The 16433-nt window shown below is 76.4% G+C and carries 17 protein-coding genes; 7 read left to right on the forward strand and 10 right to left on the reverse strand.

Features of this window, described 5'->3' with window-relative positions:
* From AB6N24_RS19645 to AB6N24_RS19670, 6 genes are all read right to left on the reverse strand, one after another.
* A partial coding sequence (locus AB6N24_RS19645) for an alpha/beta fold hydrolase (RefSeq protein WP_412871064.1) occupies positions 1-1039 on the reverse strand: 1039 nt, incomplete at its 3' end.
* Positions 1036-2058, reverse strand: coding sequence for a 3-oxoacyl-ACP synthase III (locus tag AB6N24_RS19650; protein WP_412871065.1), 1023 nt, complete (start codon positions 2056-2058; stop codon positions 1036-1038). The genes AB6N24_RS19645 and AB6N24_RS19650, both read right to left, overlap by 4 nt.
* 174 nt (positions 2059-2232) lie before the next feature.
* Positions 2233-2430, reverse strand: a complete 198-nt coding sequence (locus tag AB6N24_RS19655; RefSeq protein WP_412871066.1) for a hypothetical protein — start codon at positions 2428-2430, stop codon at positions 2233-2235.
* Between the two features lie 101 nt (positions 2431-2531).
* Positions 2532-3320 (reverse strand): HAD-IIB family hydrolase, encoded by a 789-nt coding sequence (locus AB6N24_RS19660; RefSeq protein WP_412871080.1) that lies wholly within the window; start codon positions 3318-3320, stop codon positions 2532-2534.
* Between the two features lie 119 nt (positions 3321-3439).
* Complete coding sequence (locus AB6N24_RS19665; protein WP_412871067.1) at positions 3440-4330, reverse strand: phosphodiesterase; 891 nt, start codon at positions 4328-4330, stop codon at positions 3440-3442.
* A gap of 191 nt (positions 4331-4521) precedes the next feature.
* Positions 4522-6102 (reverse strand): stealth conserved region 3 domain-containing protein, encoded by a 1581-nt coding sequence (locus AB6N24_RS19670; RefSeq protein WP_412871068.1) that lies wholly within the window; start codon positions 6100-6102, stop codon positions 4522-4524.
* Between the two features lie 198 nt (positions 6103-6300).
* On the opposite strand from AB6N24_RS19670, the gene AB6N24_RS19675 reads away from it, so the two are divergent.
* The 4 genes from AB6N24_RS19675 to AB6N24_RS19690 are packed head-to-tail and all read left to right on the forward strand — an operon-like array spanning position 6301 to position 11259.
* Entirely contained in the window at positions 6301-7395 is a 1095-nt protein-coding gene (locus AB6N24_RS19675) for an acetamidase/formamidase family protein (protein ID WP_412871069.1), read from the forward strand.
* Positions 7396-7405: 10 nt separating this feature from the next.
* A complete protein-coding gene (locus AB6N24_RS19680; protein ID WP_412871070.1) occupies positions 7406-8740 on the forward strand; it encodes an amidase family protein in 1335 nt (444 codons plus the stop codon).
* Between the two features lie 57 nt (positions 8741-8797).
* Positions 8798-10030, forward strand: coding sequence for a pyridoxal-phosphate-dependent aminotransferase family protein (locus AB6N24_RS19685; protein ID WP_412871071.1), 1233 nt, complete (start codon positions 8798-8800; stop codon positions 10028-10030).
* Positions 10027-11259: an allantoate amidohydrolase gene (locus AB6N24_RS19690; RefSeq protein WP_412871072.1), complete on the forward strand. Its 1233-nt coding sequence runs from the start codon at positions 10027-10029 to the stop codon at positions 11257-11259. Before AB6N24_RS19685 ends, AB6N24_RS19690 begins: the two co-directional genes overlap by 4 nt.
* A gap of 26 nt (positions 11260-11285) precedes the next feature.
* Here AB6N24_RS19690 and AB6N24_RS19695 read toward each other — a convergent pair whose 3' ends face one another.
* Positions 11286-11861, reverse strand: coding sequence for a nucleotidyltransferase family protein (locus AB6N24_RS19695; protein WP_412871073.1), 576 nt, complete (start codon positions 11859-11861; stop codon positions 11286-11288).
* On the opposite strand from AB6N24_RS19695, the gene uraD reads away from it, so the two are divergent.
* Together uraD and uraH are read left to right on the forward strand one after the other, a co-directional pair.
* Entirely contained in the window at positions 11860-12360 is a 501-nt protein-coding gene (uraD, locus tag AB6N24_RS19700) for a 2-oxo-4-hydroxy-4-carboxy-5-ureidoimidazoline decarboxylase (protein ID WP_412871074.1), read from the forward strand. The two genes, AB6N24_RS19695 and uraD, sit on opposite strands and share 2 nt — an antisense overlap.
* Positions 12357-12710, forward strand: a complete 354-nt coding sequence (uraH, locus tag AB6N24_RS19705; RefSeq protein WP_412871075.1) for a hydroxyisourate hydrolase — start codon at positions 12357-12359, stop codon at positions 12708-12710. Before uraD ends, uraH begins: the two co-directional genes overlap by 4 nt.
* A gap of 304 nt (positions 12711-13014) precedes the next feature.
* Here uraH and AB6N24_RS19710 read toward each other — a convergent pair whose 3' ends face one another.
* The 3 genes from AB6N24_RS19710 to allB are packed head-to-tail and all read right to left on the reverse strand — an operon-like array spanning position 13015 to position 15872.
* Entirely contained in the window at positions 13015-13515 is a 501-nt protein-coding gene (locus tag AB6N24_RS19710; RefSeq protein ID WP_412871076.1) for a nucleoside deaminase, read from the reverse strand.
* Complete coding sequence (gene pucL / locus AB6N24_RS19715) at positions 13512-14423, reverse strand: factor-independent urate hydroxylase (protein WP_412871077.1); 912 nt, start codon at positions 14421-14423, stop codon at positions 13512-13514. The genes AB6N24_RS19710 and pucL overlap by 4 nt, the downstream gene beginning before the upstream one ends.
* A 33-nt stretch (positions 14424-14456) precedes the next feature.
* A complete protein-coding gene (allB, locus tag AB6N24_RS19720) occupies positions 14457-15872 on the reverse strand; it encodes an allantoinase AllB (RefSeq protein ID WP_412871078.1) in 1416 nt (471 codons plus the stop codon).
* A gap of 133 nt (positions 15873-16005) precedes the next feature.
* Here allB and AB6N24_RS19725 point away from each other — a divergent pair.
* Positions 16006-16433 (forward strand): XdhC family protein (locus tag AB6N24_RS19725; protein WP_412871079.1); only part of this gene is annotated, 428 nt, incomplete at its 3' end.

The following is a 16433-nucleotide window of genomic DNA, read 5'->3' on the forward strand; positions in this document are numbered from 1 at the left end:
CCCCGGGCGCACGGCCGCCGGCGCCCGCGACGCTGCCCGGGGACGAGGCGTCGCCGGCCGGCAGCCGGTCGTCGAGCCAGCCGAGCACGGCTGCCGCGTGGTCGACGTCCTCCGCGACCAGGTGGCCCGCGCGCTCGAAGCGGTGCACGTCGGCGTGCGGCAGCCGTTCCTGCAGGTCGTCGAGGTAGCGGTCGCGGAACACGGGGTCCCGCGCGCCCCACAGCACGAGCGCGGGCACGTCGAGCGCGCTGACGCCCGCGGCGACGCGGTCGAGCTCCGCAGCGCTCCCGTGCGTCGCGTCGGCGGGGATGTCCGCGACGAAGCCCTCGATCCCGCCGCGGCGCTCGGCACGCCGGTACGGCGCCCGGTACCCGGCACGGACGGCTGCGTCGAGCGGCGGGTGCGCGAGCGCGAGCGTCGTGTCGAGGAACGCGGTCGTGCGCCGGGTCGACGACGCCAGCACGCCGCGCCGCAGCGCGAGCCGCAGCGGCGCCGGCACCGGCGTCCCGGCGGGCTGGTGGACCGCGGTGTTGAGGACGGCGACCCCCGCGAGCAGGTCCGGGTGGTTGACGGCCCAGCCGAGCGAGACGACGCCGCCCCAGTCGTGCCCGAGCGTCACCACCGGCCCGCTCAGGCCGAGCGCGTCGGTGAGGTCGCCCAGGTCCCTGACCCGGCGGGCGAGCGGCCGGTGCTCGCCGGTCCGCTCGGAGAAGCCCATGTCGAGCTGGTCGACCGCGACGACGCGCCACGCGGGCCGCCCGGCCTCCGCGGCCTCGGTCGCCGCAGCGACGAGCCGCCGCCAGAGATAGGACCAGGTGGGGTTCCCGTGCACGGCGAGGACCGTCCCGACCGGCGCGGTCCCGCGCTCGTCGAGGCGGGGCCCGTTGTCGAGGACGTGCCACGTCCGCACAGGGCCGTCGGCCGCGGGCGTCGTCTGCACGGCGGTCACGAGCCGGGAGAACCCGGCATCGAGGCCGGCGAGCCCGCGCGGCGGGAGGGATGCCGGGGCGGTCCGCCCCGGCGCACCCGGGGACGTCACCAGGCGATCTCCATCATCGCCGTGTTGAGCCCCGAGCCGACCCCCATGAGCAGCAGCCGGTCGCCGGGCTCGAGCGAGGACGCCTCGTGCGCGAGCGTGATCGGGATCGACGCCGGGCCGACGTTGCCGAACCGGCCGTACGTCGTCGGGATCCGCGAGCGGTCCAGCCCGGCGGCCTTGACGATCGCCTTGGTGTGCACGTCGGACACCTGGTGGAGGATGTAGCGGTCCATCGCGGCCCAGTCCCACTCGTGCCGGGCCTCGGTCCACGCCGCGAGGACGAGCTCCATGCCGCCCTCGAGCAGCGCGCGAGTGTCGGTGTACATGCCCTCGACGCTCCCGACGCACACGTCGTGGAACTGCGTCGCGGCGCGCGTGACGCCGCCGAGGATCCGGTGCCCCTCGGGGTGGGCGTCGGCCGGCCCGACGACGGCGGCCGCCGCACCGGAGCCGAGCGTGAGGCTCGCGAACTCCTGCATGAAGTCCGCGCGCGTGATGTCGTCGCCGACCAGCCGCTCGATCGTGTTGTCCTGGATCTCGTCGGCGTCCTCGCCCGCGACGACGACGGCGTACTTGATCTGCCCGGCGTCGATGAGCTGCGCCGCGAGGTTCATGCCGTTCACGAAGCCGAGGCACGCGTTCGCGATGTCGAAGTTCACGGCCGACGACGGCAGCCCGAGCCCGTGGTGGATGCGGACGGCGACGGACGGTTCGAGGTGCTTGCGGGTGACGGAGGTGTTGACCAGGAGACCGACCTCGCGCCGGTCGATCCCCGACTCCGCCAGGGCCTTCTCCGCGGCGGCCACGGCGGCACCGTCGAACGTCTGCCCGTCGGCCCAGTTGCGCCGCTCGTGCACGCCCGCGACCCGCTGGAGCAGGCCCCGCGGGAGCCGCAGGCGCTTGAGCGCGGGGGCCAGGCGACGGTCGATGTCCGCGGACGTCGTCACGCGGTCGGGCGTCGTCGAGGCGAGGGAGAGGAGAGCGGCGTTGCGGTGCCGTGAGGTCGCGTTGCCGCTCACTGCTCACCTCGCGTTCGTCTGTTCGCCTACGGGTCGGACCTGCGCCATCGTCGCACTCCCCGTGCGAGCCCGCGCGCGCACGGGCGCAGGTGGACCCCTCGGGGAAGGTGACGTTCGCCTCTCGGGGCACGCGCGGCCGCACCGGCGGAGGTCCCCCGGCGGTGCCGGAGGGCGTCAGGCGGAGACCGCGAGCTCCTCGGTGCGCGCCCCGCGGCTGCGCTCGTCGCGCCCCGGCGTCAGGTCGTCGTCCATCGTCGTCAGCACGAGCTCGAGCGTCTCCTCGTCGATGACGTAGACGGCACGCTGCCCGCAGCCGCAGACGAGCTCGCCGTCGTCGTAGTAGGTGCACGCGTGGGTCCGGTTGCTGGCCATGCTCCGACGGTAGACGCGCCCACCGACACGGCCCGCGCCGACACGCCCGGGCGGGCGACCCCCGCGGTGGTCCCGGGCCGCGAGGTCGCCGCGACGGCCGGTCAGTCCTGCGGGATCGTCGCGACGGCGGCGCGCAGCCCGGGCAGCAGCGTGTCCAGGTACGCGGCGGTGTCCTCCCAGCCCTCGACGGCGTGGCAGGGGACGCCGAGCGCCTTGACCGGGTAGTCGTTGCCGTCCTCGTCGAGGCGGTCGCCGACGAAGAGCATCTCCTGCAGGTCGATCCCGGTCATTTCCGCGAGCCGCGTCATGCCGTACGCCTTGTCGATGCCCTTGCGCGTGATGTCGACCGACGTCGAGCCGCCCGAGCGCACCTCGAGGTCCGGGAGCAGCGCCGCGACGGCCTCACGCAGCGAGGACTTCTTGGAGCCGGTGGGGTCCCACGCCGACTTCGCGGCGACGGGCGCGGCCTGGCCGAGCGCCGAGAAGGTGATCTGGCTGCCGCGGTCCTCGAGGATCGGGCCCCACGTCTCGGTCTCCCAGAGCCCCAGCTCCCTGGCCTGGCCCTCGACCGCGGCGAGCGCGCGCTGCTTCTCGTCCTCGGTGAGGTTCTGGGCGTACACCTGGTCCCACGCCGCGCCGGTGTGGCGGTAGTACTGCGTGCCGCAGGTGGGCATGAGGTGCAGGCGCGCGAGCGCCGCGGGGTCCGCGCCGGTCAGCCGGTCGACGACCTGCATCTGGAACTGGCCGAACTGGCCGCCCGAGATGATGCAGACCTCGACGACGTCGAGCAGCTCCAGGAGCAGCCCCGCCATGCGCGGGTCGAGCGGGGACTTCGACGGGGCCAGGGTGTCGTCCAGGTCGAACGCGACGAGGCGGGGTGCGCGGGACAGGGGACCCTCCGAGGGCGGGAGCGGGCGGGGGAGCGCAGCGCGCTGCCACCCGGGGTGCACGTGGACGCCCCATCCTCCCAGAGTCCGGGGGCCGCGTCGCCCACCGGTCCGGGTGCCGCTCAGCGCGCGCGGACGAGCTCCCGCTGGGTCGGCACCGAGGCGGGGCGCACGTCGGCGGCGACGGTGGACCGGCCGACCGTCACGTGCTCGCCGATCGGCACGACCGAGTGCATGACCGTCTCGTCGTACACGTGCACCAGGTTGTACGCCTGGGCGCCGTCGCGGCCGCGCGTCCCGCGGTCGGGCGTCCGCAGGTCCTGGGTGTAGCAGGTGGCCGACGCGACCGACACCGGGATGCCCGCGAACGTCGCCGACGTCGAGTAGTGCAGGTGCCCGGCGAGGATGCCGCGGACGTCGGAGCCGCGCAGCACGTCGGCGAGCGGCTCCTGGTCGCGTAGCTCGACCGCGACCGCGAGGTCCTGCAGGCACGGGACCGGGGGGTGGTGCATGAGCAGCAGCGAGCCCTCCGGCGCCGGCTCGGCGAGGACGTCCGCGAGCCACGAGAGCTGCACGGGAGTGACCTCGCCGTGGTGGAAGCCGGGCACGGACGAGTCCAGCACGACGACGCGCAGGCCGCCGAGGTGCAGCACGTGGTCGTACGGCGCGTCGGACGGGGCCTCGTCGGTCAGCTCCCGCCGCAGCGTCGCCCGGTCGTCGTGGTTGCCCATGGCCCACACGACGCGCGCGCCCATCCGGCGGGCGGCCGGCTCGACGACCTCGCGCAGGCTGCGGTACGCCTCGGGGTCCCCGACGTCCGCGAGGTCCCCCGTGAACAGGAGCGCCTCGGGGGCCGCGCCGGAGTGCTCGAGGCCCGCGAGGAGCTCCGCGAGGTGCGCGCGCGAGTCCGCGACGCCGTACAGCAGCGGGTCGCGGGGCGAGACGAAGTGCGTGTCGCTGAAGTGGGCGATGACGTGCCGGGCCTGGGGGCGGCCCGCCTGCTTCGGGGTCATGACGCTTCTTCTCACCGGGGACGACGGTCGGACGGTCAGCTCCATCCGACCGTTCCAGCATGAACGATGGTCGAACGCGCGGCACCCGGGGTGAGGCGCGCCGCTGTCCATCCCGATCGGTCACCCGTCCGGGGTCCTGAGGCGCCGGCACCCGGCCCGCACGTGGCCGGCCGGCGCCTCAGGTCCCGGCGTCAGGCGTCGGGGTCCTCCCACGGCGCGACGACCGGGAAGTACCGGTCGAGGAAGTCCCGGACCGCGCGGGCCCGGACGTCCTCGTCGATCTCCGGGAAGCTGCCGTCGTTGAGGCAGAACATGTCCGTCGAGCGCTTCGCGAGCAGCGACTTCATCGCCTCGAGCCCCGCGCGCGACGTCGTGTCGACGTACTTCGTGCGGGCCGTCGTCTGCACCGCGCGCCCGCTCATCAGCGCGTAGTAGTGGTAGAGCGAGTTGGTCACCGAGATGTCCGTCGCGGAACGGAACCGGCTCGCGGCGGTCGCGGCGAACTGGTCGGCGAACTCGCGCTCCATCTCGTCGAGCACGCTGCGCCGCAGCGGTGCCGCCGAGTGCTCCAGGTGCCGGGTCGTCAGGCGCCCGAACCGCTCGAGCAGCAGCGCCCGGTTGACGCGGGCGGCGTTCTCGAAGCCGCTGCGGCGGGGGTCGTTGCCGCCCAGGCCGATGCGCGTCGTCGCCTCGACGAACTTTGTGACGCCGCCCGGGGAGAAGAACAGGTCCGGGGTGATCGGCCGGCCGAAGAACATGTCGTCGTTCGAGTACAGGAAGTGCTCGGCGAGCCCGGGGATGTGGTGCAGCTGGGCCTCGACCGCGTGCGAGTTGTGCGTCGGGAGGACCGAGGGGTCGGCGAAGAACTCCTCGCTGCGCACGAACGTCACGCCCGGGTGGTCCGCGAGCCACGCCGGCTTCGGGGAGTCCGTCGCGACGAAGATCCGCCGGACCCACGGCGCGAACATGTGCACCGAGCGCAGCGCGTAGCGCAGCTCGTCGACGTGCCGGTAGCGCGCCGGGGCGTCGTCGCCCTCGCCGACCACGTAGCTCTTCATGCGGGCCGCGCGGGCCTTCTGGAACGCGGTGGACGTCCCGTCGACCCACGAGAACACCATGTCGATCTCGAACGGCAGGTCCGACGCGTGGTCGGTGAACATGTGCTCGATGGTCGACCACGTGCGTCCGTAGCGCTCGACCGTGCCGCGCGTGACCTCGTCGACGTGCACGGTGCGGCGCGTCAGCGAGTTCTCGACGGGCAGCACGACCTCGTCGGGCCCGTGCTGCCACAGCTCGACCTGGACGGCCTGGTCGGCGCCGTACCGCAGGCCGCCGAGGGGCTCGATGCGCGGCCGGAACAGCCGCAGCACCCGGGCCTTGGGCGTCGCGTGCAGGCCGCCGGTCGCCACGAGGCGGGCCCTGGGCTTCGTCGCGTCCGCGGCGCGCACGTAGAACGGCTCGTCGGCGCACGCCCGCGTGAGCGCGTCGCGCAGCGCGGACCGGTCCGCCCAGTCGACGGCGATCACCGGGCGGGCACCGTTGCCGCGCACGAGGAGGTGGTCGACGCCCGCGGCGGAGAGGGCCTCGCGCACGAACAGCAGGTCCGCGACCGTCGCCTCGTGCGGCGTGAGCGTGCGGTTCTCGAGCGTGTACCTGCCCTTGACGAGCAGGACGTCGTCGCGCTGGAGCAGGTGCGCTCCCGGCTCGGGGGCCGGGGCGAGCGTCGTGCTCGTGGTCGGGGGGGCGGCGTAGGCGGCGAGGTCCGCAGGCAAGGTGGTGATGGCGGTTCCCAGGTGGTCGACGGTGGGACGGCGCCGGTGCACCTCGCGCGGAGGACGCGCAGAGCGTGCTGCAGCGTCGTCGGGGGGCAGTGCGCAGAGCGTACGCCGTCCGGGCGACCCCGGCGAGAGATCTGCCGGACATCTGCGGTCGGTACCCTCACCGCCCTGACCTCGACGGAAGGGGTGACCGTGCCGGACCCGACCCGCCCGCGCGTGCTCCAGCCCGGCGCCGGCCCGGTGCGCGGCGCCCACCACCTGCCCACCGACGCCGCGACGGCGCTCTGGGGGCGCCTGCCGTGCGCCGCCGACGAGCCCGTGCTGACGGTCGACCCGGGCACCGAGGTGACGATCGACACGCTGAGCCACGAGGGTCTGCTCGAGGACCAGGGGCGCGATCCCGTCGCGTTCTTCGCCTCGCACGGCGTGCACCGCGACGACGTGCTGACCGACGCCGTCGCGCTCGCCGCGTCCGCGCACCCGCGCGACCCCGCGGCCGACGGCCCGCACGTCGTGACCGGGCCGGTGCACGTGCGCGGGGCGGAGCCGGGGGACCTCCTCGCGATGACGCTCGTCGAGGCGCTCCCGCGCGTGCCGTACGGCGTGATCTCGAACCGGCACGGACGTGGCGCGCTGCCGGGGGAGTACCCGCGCGGGGCGGTGGACGTGAGCGTGTTCGCGGGCGTCGAGACCGTCGACGGGACGGACACCGGGGTCATGGCGCGCACCGCGGGCGGTCCGCCCGACGTCCGGTTCCCGCTCGCGCCGTTCCTCGGGATCATGGGCGTCGCGGTCGCCGGCGACGAGCGCCCGCACTCCGTGCCGCCCGGGGCGCACGGCGGCAACCTCGACATCAACCTGCTCACCGTCGGCAGCACGCTCTACCTCCCCGTCCAGGTGCCCGGCGCGCTCGCGTACGTCGGCGACCCGCACCTCGCGCAGGGCGACGGCGAGGTCGCGCTCACGGCCCTCGAGGCGTCGCTGCGCGTGACCGTCCGGTTCGACGTGGTGCCCGCGGCCGAGGCGCTCGCGCGGTTCGGGCCGCTCGACGGGCCGCTCGGGCAGACCGCCGAGCACCTCGTGCCGACCGGCCTCGACCCGGACCTCGACGTCGCGGTCGCGCGGTGCGTGCGCGCCGCGATCTCGCTGCTCGTGGCCCGGTTCGGGATGGACCCCGAGCACGCGTACGCGTACCTGAGCGCGGCGACGGACTTCGACATCTCGCAGGTCGTGGACCGGGTCAAGGGCGTGCACGCGCGCATCCGCGTCGCGGACCTGGAGGGCTGAGGTGAGCGGGGTGCGCGCGGACGTGACCGGCGGGCGCGAGCCGGGAGGCGGGCGCGGTGGGGGCGGGCCGGTCGGGCGCGAGCCGGGCGGCACGGGGTCCGTCGACCCGAGGGTGTGGCGGGTCGTGGGCGACCCGCTCGTCGCGGGCGCGGCGGACGGGCCGCTGCGCAGCGAGAGCGTCGCGGTCAAGGACCTGTTCGCGGTCGCCGGTCACCCGGTCGGCGCCGGCGTCCCCGCGTTCCTGGCCCAGCAGCGGCCCGCCGCGCAGCACGCGGACGCGGTGCGGCTCCTGCTCGACGCGGGCGCGGACGTGCGGGGGATCGCGCGCACCGACGAGCTCGCGTACAGCCTCGCGGGGCGGAACCCGCACCACGGCACACCGCCGAACCCGGCCGTCCCCGACGGGCTCCCCGGCGGGTCGTCGAGCGGCCCGGCGTCGGCCGTCGCGCTCGGGGAGGCGACGATCGGGCTCGGGACCGACACCGGCGGCTCGGTGCGCGTGCCCGCGTCCTACCAGGGCCTCTGGGGGCTGCGGACGACGCACGGGAGCGTGCCGACGGGTGGTCTGGTGCCGCTCGCGCCCGCGTTCGACACGGTCGGCTGGCTCACGCGCGACGCCCGGACGCTGGCGGTCGCCGCGGACGTGAGCCTGCTCCCCGACGGGAGCGACGCGCGCCGGCACGACGACGTCCCGGCGCCGCGCGGGTTCGCCGTCGACCCCGCCCTGCTCGCCCAGGCCGATCCCGGCGTCCGCGCCGCGTTCGACCACGCGCTGTCCTGCCTCGCCGCAGCCGGGCTGCTCGAGGACCTCGCCGTGGTCGCCCTCCCCGACGCCGCGGACCTGCTGGCGCTGTTCCGCTCGGTGCAGGCGGTGCAGGCCTGGCGCACGCACGGCGACTGGATCACCCGGAACCCCGGGGCGCTCGGCGACGACGTCGCGGCGCGGTTCCGCTGGGCGTCGACCGTCTCGCCGCAGGACGCGCCACCGGCGCTCCCGACGACGCGAGCGGCGGCCCTGCAGGTCGAGGCCGTGCTCGGTCACCGCGCGCTCCTGCTGCCGTCGGCGTCCTCGGCGGCACCGCCGCGGGCGGGAGCCGGCGCGGGGACCGACGGCGAGCGGGTGCGCGCGAGCACGATGCGCCTGACCTGCGTCGCCGGGCTCACCGGCCGCCCGGCCCTGAGCGTGCCCGTCCTCGGCGTCGAGCGGGCGGGCTCGTGGGCTCCCGCGCCGGTCGGCCTGTGCCTCGTCGGGCCGCGGGGCAGCGACCGGGCTCTCGTCGAGCTCGGCGCGCGGTGGGCCGAGGAGCTCGGCACCGTCGGGCCGCCCCCGCCGAAACGCTCGTGAAACGCCGGGTCCGTAGCGTCGGCCACCCGACCTGACCGAGCTGCCGCGGAGGCGCCCATGACCGGCCTGCCGATCGACCCGCCGCCGCGCCTGCTCATGGGGCCCGGACCGGTCAACGCCGACCCGCGCGTCCTGCGGGCGATGTCGGCGCAGCTCGTCGGGCAGTACGACCCCGTGATGACGGCGTACATGATTGAGACGATGGCCCTGTACCGCGACGTCTTCCGCACCACCAACGAGGCGACGCTGCTCGTCGACGGCACGTCGCGCGCGGGCATCGAGGCGGCGCTCGTGTCGCTGCTCGAGCCGGGCGACCGCGTGCTCGTGCCGGTGTTCGGGCGGTTCGGGCACCTCCTGCGGGAGATCGCCGAGCGGTGCGGCGCCGAGGTGCACGTGCGCGAGGTGCCCTGGGGCACGGTCTTCACGGCGCGCGAGCTCGAGGAGGCGGTGGCCGCGGTCCGTCCGAAGCTCGTCGCGATCGTGCACGGCGACACCTCGACGACCCTGGCGCAGCCGCTCGACGAGCTCGGCGCGATCTGCGCCCGGCACGGCGCCCTGCTCTACGCCGACGTCACGGCCTCGCTCGGCGGGAACCCGGTCGAGGTCGACGCGTGGGGGGTCGACGTCGCGACGGCCGGGCTGCAGAAGTGCCTCGGCGGGCCGTCGGGCAGCGCGCCCGTCACGCTCTCGCCCGCCGCGGTCGCGGTGCTCGACGCACGCCGCAGCATCGAGGCGGGCCTGCGCGACGACCACGACGACGACGTGGTGCCGGCCGCCCGCATCCGGTCCAACTACCTCGACCTGGCGATGATCCTCGACTACTGGGGCGAGCGGCGGCTCAACCACCACACCGAGGCCACGACGATGCTCTACGGCGCCCGGGAGTGCGCGCGGATCCTGCTCGAGGAGGGGCTCGACGCGGCGGTGGACCGGCACCGGCGGCACGGCGGCGCGATGGCCGCGGGGCTGCGCGGCCTCGGGCTCACGCTGTTCGGCGACCAGTCGGTGCGCATGGCGAACGTCGTCGGCGTCGAGATCCCCGAGGGCGTCGACGGCGAGAGCGTGCGCGCGACGCTCCTGCGCGACTACGGCATCGAGATCGGCACGTCGTTCGGGCCGCTGCACGGGCGGATCTGGCGCGTCGGGACGATGGGCCACAACGCGCGGCGCGACGCGGTCCTGACGACGCTCGTCGCGCTCGAGGACGTGCTGCGGCGCGCGGGTGTCGCGGTCCCGCCCGGGGGAGGCGTCGCGGGCGCCCTCGCGTCGTACGCGCAGGAGGCCGCGTGAGCGCGGCGCTCGCCGAGGCCGACCTGCTGCTGGCGCGCGCCGACGTGCTCGCGGCGCACAGCGCGAGCCCGACCGGCATCGAACGCGTCTACCTCTCGCCCGAGCACGCGCGCGTCCACGAGGTGGTCGGCGGCTGGGCGCGCGACGCCGGGCTGCGCACGTGGCAGGACGCGGCCGGCAACCTGTGCGGCCGGCTCGAGGGCGTGCGCGACGGGCTCCCCGCGCTGCTGCTCGGCTCGCACCTCGACACCGTGCCCGGCGCCGGGCGGTACGACGGGATCCTCGGGGTGCTCGCGGCGGTCGCCGTCGCGGCTCGGGTCGGACCCGGGACGCTCCCGTTCGCGCTCGAGGTCGTCGCGTTCGGTGACGAGGAGGGCACGCGGTTCGGGACCACGCTGCTCGGCTCGCGCGCGCTCGCGGGCACGTGGGACCCGGCGTGGGGAGCGCTGACCGACCGGGACGGGACCACCCTCGCCGACGCGGCGCGCGCCTTCGGGCTGGACCCGGAGCGCATCCCCGACGCCGCCCGCGCGCCGGGGAGCCTCGTCGGGTACCTCGAGGCGCACATCGAGCAGGGCCCGCTCCTCGAGGAGGCCGGGCGCGCGCTCGGCCTCGTGACGTCGATCGCGGCGGCACGACGGTTCGAGCTCACGCTCACCGGCGAGGCGCGGCACTGCGCGACCCCGTGGCACCGCCGGCGGGACGCGCTGACCGGGGCGGCGGAGGCCGTGCTGACGGTCGAGCGGGTCGCGCGCGAGCGCGGCTGCCCCGCGACCGTCGGCCGGATCGAGGCCCGGCCGGGGGCGGTCAACGTGATCCCGGGCGCCGCGACGTTCAGCCTCGACCTGCGCGCGGCGAGCGACGCCGAGCGCGACGCGACGTGGGAGGTGCTGCACGGCGAGCTCGAGCGCGTCGCCGCCGAGCGCGGACTGACCCTCGACGTCACGCCGACGCACGAGGCGCCGGCGGTGCACTGCGCGCCGCACCTGACGGACGCGCTGCGGGCCGGCGTCGCCGCGACCGGTGACCCCGAGGCACCCGAGCTGGTCAGCGTCGCGGGCCACGACGCGATGGCCGTCGCCGCCGTCACGGACGTCGCGATGCTGTTCGTGCGGTGCGCCGGGGGGATCAGCCACCACGCCGACGAGTCGGTCACGCGCGAGGACGTCGCCGCGGCGGTCGACGCGCTGCACGCGGCGGTCCTGGCGCTCGCGGAGCGGCACGCGTGAGGCCGGCCCCGGTCCGGGACCGCCGGTCAGCCACCCGGCGGTCGGTCGGCGTCCTCGCCGTCGAACAGGTCGCCGCACTCGACGGCCTCCGCCCCGTGCGCCGCGAGGTAGGCGCGCGCGCCGGTGTCGCCGTCGAGCCGCGCGAGCAGCGCCGGCCGGTGGGACCGCCCGAGGAGCACCGGGTGGCCGGGCCGCGCGCCGTGCACCGCCTGACGCAGCACGCCGGCGTCGAACGGTCGCCGGGCGACGCGGCGCACGACCTCGACCGGCAGGCCGGGAAGGTCCACGAGCGTCACGAGCACCGCCTCGGCCTCGTCGCCGCACGCGACGAGCCCCGCCCGCAGCGACGCCGACACCCCCGACGCCCAGTCGTCCACGACGGCGACCGACACCCGCGCGTCGTCGGGCACGAGCCCGCGGGCGTCGTCCGCACGCGCACCGAGCGCGACCACGACCCGGTCGCACCCGCCGTCGAGCAGGACCCGCACGGCGCGGGCGACCCACGGCTCGCCGTCGGCCGTGCGCGCGAGGGCCTTCGGGCCGCCGAAGCGGCTCCCGGCACCGGCCGCGAGCACGAGCCCCGAGAGGATCGGTGAGGTCATGACGACCATGATCGACGTGCCGGAGGCACGGTTGCGCGAGGCGCTCACCGCGAGCCTCGCGGTGGAGCGCTGGGTCGACGACGTCGCGGCGCGCGCGCCGTTCGCGTCGCTCGACGCGCTGCTCGACGCCGCACGCGCCGCCGGTGACCCGCTCAGCGGCGCCGAGGTCGACGAGGCGCTCGCGCACCACCCGCGGATCGGCGAGCGGCCCACCGGCGAGGGCGCGGCGCAGGCGTTCAGCCGCCGCGAGCAGGCGTCGGCGGACGCGGACGACCCCGCGCTCGCCCGGGCGGTCGCCGAGGGCAACGCGGCGTACGAGGAACGGTTCGGGCGCGTGTTCCTCATCCGTGCCGCGGGGCGGTCGCGCGCCGAGATCCTCGCCGAGCTGCGGCGACGCCTCACGCTCGACGACGAGACGGAGCGGCAGGTCGCCGGCGAGCAGCTCGTCGAGATCGCGCTGCTGCGGCTCGCCGCGACGTTCGGGCGGGGTGCCGCGTGAGCAACAGCAGCGCGGCCGGCCGCCCGAGCCACGTGACGACGCACGTGCTCGACACCGCGCGCGGGTGCCCGGCCGAGGGCGTCCCGGTCGAGCTCGCCGGGCCGGACGGGACGGTCCTCGGGCGCGCCGTGACGGACGCCGACGGGCGGGTCGGGGACCTCGGGCCGCAGGCGCTCCCGCCGGGGACGTACCGGCTGGTCTTCGACGTCGCGGCGTACGCAGCGGCGTCGGGCCCGGACGTCTTCTTCCCCCGCGTGACGATCGACGTGGCGGTCACGGACGCGTCCGGGCACCTGCACGTCCCGCTGCTGCTCAGCCCGTTCGGCTACACCACGTACCGGGGGTCGTGACCCGCGGCCCGGCGGGCCGGGCGGGCTCTCCTGCGCGGGCCCCTCGCGTGTGGGACTGAGCGAGCGTGGTGCGGGTAGGTCGGTGCGCCGTGTCACGCGCGTGCGCGTAAGCCGGCGCGGCGCGGCGAGCGGACGGGAACGGAAGCCCGCGGGCCCGGCACCGCCCCCGTCGGCTGCGCCCGACCCGCGGGCGTCGTGCGGCGCCGGCCCCGACGCGGCACCCGGCGTGCTGCGGCCGGGAACCGGTCGGCGGCGACGCCGGGTCTCGCTGGTGCGGGCTCGGCGCGCGCCGGGCCGCACCGGGTCAGTAGTCGGTGCGCTGCTCGTTGGCGAGCCACGCGTCGAACGGCGCGGGCGACGCGGCCACGCGCAGGCTCTCGACGGCGACCGGCCACGTGCGGCGGTCGCGTGCGAACAGGTCGTAGAACTCGCGGTCGTCGAACCCGCCGCGCGCGGCGTCGTGGCGGTCGGCCGCGAACACCACGCGGTCGACGCGCGCCCACAGCGACGCCGCGAGGCACAGCGGGCACGGCTCGCACGACGTGTAGAGGGTGGCGCCCGCGAGCGAGAAGTCCTGCACCACCTGGCACGCGGCCCGGATCGCGACGACCTCCGCGTGGGCCGAGGGGTCGAGCGTCGCCGTCACCCGGTTCTGGCCCTCGGCGAGCAGCATGCCGCCGCGCACGACGAGGGCGCCGAACGGTCCGCCCCCCGCGGCGACGTTCTCGGTCGCGAGCTCGATCGTGCGGGTGATCCACCGCTCGTCCGCGGGGCCGGCGGGCACGTGCTCCTCGAGCGCGCTCATGCGAGCCCGGCCCCGGTGTCCCACGCGGAACCGGCGCCGGGGGCGTCGTCCCGCGTCACGGTCGCCTGGATGAGCCCGTACGGCCGGTCGGTCGCGACGAACACCTCACCGGGGTTGTCGAGGCCGAACGGCTCCAGGTCGACGAGCACGTGGTGCTTGTTCGGGGCGACGAGCCGGATCTCGGCGAGCGCGGGGTGCTCGTCGAGCACCGCCCGGCCCATGTGCCACAGGGTCTGCTGCAGCGCGAGGGAGTGCACGGTCGCGAACTCGCGCAGCAGCACCGCCCGGACCGACGCGTGCACGGCGTCCCACGGCACGTCGTCGGGCACGGTCCGCCCCGTGCCCGCGTACCGCCACCGCGCGGTGAGCGAGGTCGCCATCACGCGGTCGTGCGTCTCGGGCAGCGTCGTGTACGCGTCGCGCAAGAACCCGGCGAACTCGGAGCCGGTCGACTTCAGCACCACGAGGTCCTTGAGCCCGGAGACGACGTGCTCGCCGTCCGCGTCCACCGTGACCGCCGCGGTGCGGACCTCGGGCCCGCGGCGCACCCAGGTGTGGTCGTGGCCGGCGCCGCCGACCTCCACGCGGTCCCAGGCGTGCTCCTCGACCTCGACGCGGGCGCCGCTCACGGGCGCGACGTCGGCGACGAAGTGCCGGGCGAGGGCGAGGCCGAACTCCTCGGGGGAGCCGACGCCCGACGCGCGGGCGAAGGCGTAGGCCGTGTTCTTCTGCGAGTCGGTCGGCAGGACCGCCGACTGGTCGCCGTCGAGGTAGGCCGCGTCGAACGCGCCGCGCAGCGTCGTCGTGACGGTGAGGTCGCGCAGCTCGTGCCGGGGCTCGTCGCGCACGACGCGCACGAGCCGGCACTCGGCCTTGCCGTACTGGTGGTCCGCGAGAACGATCGCCATGCGCCATTGACGCAGACGGGTGTGACCAGGGTGTTACCGGCCGGTGGCGATCGCGTTCGGCGGCCCGGGCGCCGCGTGCGCCTCGGGCGCCGCAGGCACAGCGTCGGCGCGGTGCAGCAGCCGCCCGCGCGCGGGCTCCTCCGGCCCGGTCGCGACCGGCTCGCCGCGCAGCCACACCCCGCGCACGACGCCCCGCAGCGTGCGCCCGTCGAACGCGCTCACGGGGTTGCGGTGCAGCAGCTCGGCGGCGTGCACGGTCTGCTCGGCGTCGGGGGCGAAGGCCACGAGGTCGGCGTCCGCGCCGACCGCGATCCGGCCCTTCGCGCCCAGCCCCGCGAGCCGCGCCGGGCCGGCCGACATCCAGCCGACGACGCGCTCGAGCCCGATCCCGCGCCGGGCCGCCTCGGTCCAGACCGCCGCGAGCCCGGTCTGCAGCCCGGCGATGCCGCCCCACGCCTGCGCGAAGTCCCCGCCGCCCGCGAGCTTGAGGTCGGGCGTGCTCGGCGAGTGGTCGGTGACGACGACGTCGACGTCGCCGTCGACCAGCGCCTGCCACAGCGCGTCCTGGTTGGCGGCGTCGCGGATCGGCGGGCAGCACTTGAACTGGGTGCCGCCCTCGGGCACCTGCTCGGCGGAGATCGTCAGGTAGTGCGGGCACGTCTCGACGGTGATCCGCAGCCCCTCGGCCCGCGCGGCGCGGAGCACGGGCAGCGCCGCGGCCGAGGACAGGTGCAGCACGTGCGCGCGTGCCCCGGTGCGGCGCACCCCCGCGACGAGCCGCTCGATCGCGGCGACCTCCGCGTCGTCCGGGCGCGAGCCCACGAACCGCGCGTAGTCCTGCCGGCCGGGGGCCGCGTGCGCGTCGAGCACCGCGGGGTCCTCGGCGTGCACGAGCAGCAGCCCGTCGAACGCGGCGACCTCGGCGAGCGCCCGGTCGAGCTCGGCGGGGCCGAGGTGCGCGAACTCCTCGACGCCCGACGGCGCGAGGAACGCCTTGAAGCCGAGCACGCCCGCGTCGTGCAGCGCACGCAGGGAGCCGAGGTTGCCGGGCACCGCGCCGCCCCAGAACGCCACGTCGACCCGGACCTGGGGCTCGGCGCAGGTGCGCTTCGTGGTGAGCGCCCCGACGTCCGTCGTGGGCGGGATGCTGTTGAGGGGCATGTCGACGAGGGTCGTGACCCCGCCCGCCGCGGCGGCGCGCGTGGCGCTCGCGAAGCCCTCCCAGTGCGTGCGTCCCGGCTCGTTGACGTGGACGTGCGTGTCGACGAGACCGGGGAGGAGCACCTCGTCGTCGGCGAGCGTCACCGTGCGGGTGCCGACGAGCGGGGTGCCGGCCCCCGACGACACCGCCACGACGCGGCCCTCGCGGACCCCGACCTCGGCGGGGCCCCAGCGGCCGTCGACGAGCGCGCGCGCCGCCCGGACCACGAGGTCGTGCTGCTCGGGCATGGGCGCCTCCCGTCGTCGTGCCGGACGCGCAGTGAACCAGGCCCGTGTGCCGGGGAGGTTTCGCGCGGCGCACGCAACGCGATCGACACGCGTCCGCAACCGCGGCGCCGTCCGGCGGTGCGACCGTGGCGGGATGCTCGAGATCGCCGACCGGCTCCTCGCCGCGCTCGACGCGGGCCGCGTCCTCGCGGTCGGCACGGTCGTGCGCGTCGACGGCAGCGCGCCCCGCACGGTCGGCACGTCGATGGCGTACGACGGGGCCACGGTGCTCGGCACGGTCGCGGGCGGCTGCGTCGAGGCGGCCGTCGTCGAGGTGTGCGAGCGCGTGCTGCGCGACGGCCGCCCGCGGACCGCGACCTACGGGGTCAGCGACGAGACGGCGTTCTCGGTCGGGCTCACGTGCGGCGGGCGGCTGCGGGTCCACGTGCAGCGCGTCGCGCCGGGGGACCCGCTCGCGGAGCGGCTGCGCGCCACGGTGCGCGGGGAGGCGGTGGCGCTCGTGTCGGTGCTGCCCGCGGGCGACGACGCGCCCGACGACGCGCGCGACGACCTGCCCGGGGA

Source organism: Cellulomonas jepli (assembly GCF_047229345.1).
In the GTDB taxonomy this organism is placed as follows: domain Bacteria; phylum Actinomycetota; class Actinomycetes; order Actinomycetales; family Cellulomonadaceae; genus Cellulomonas_A.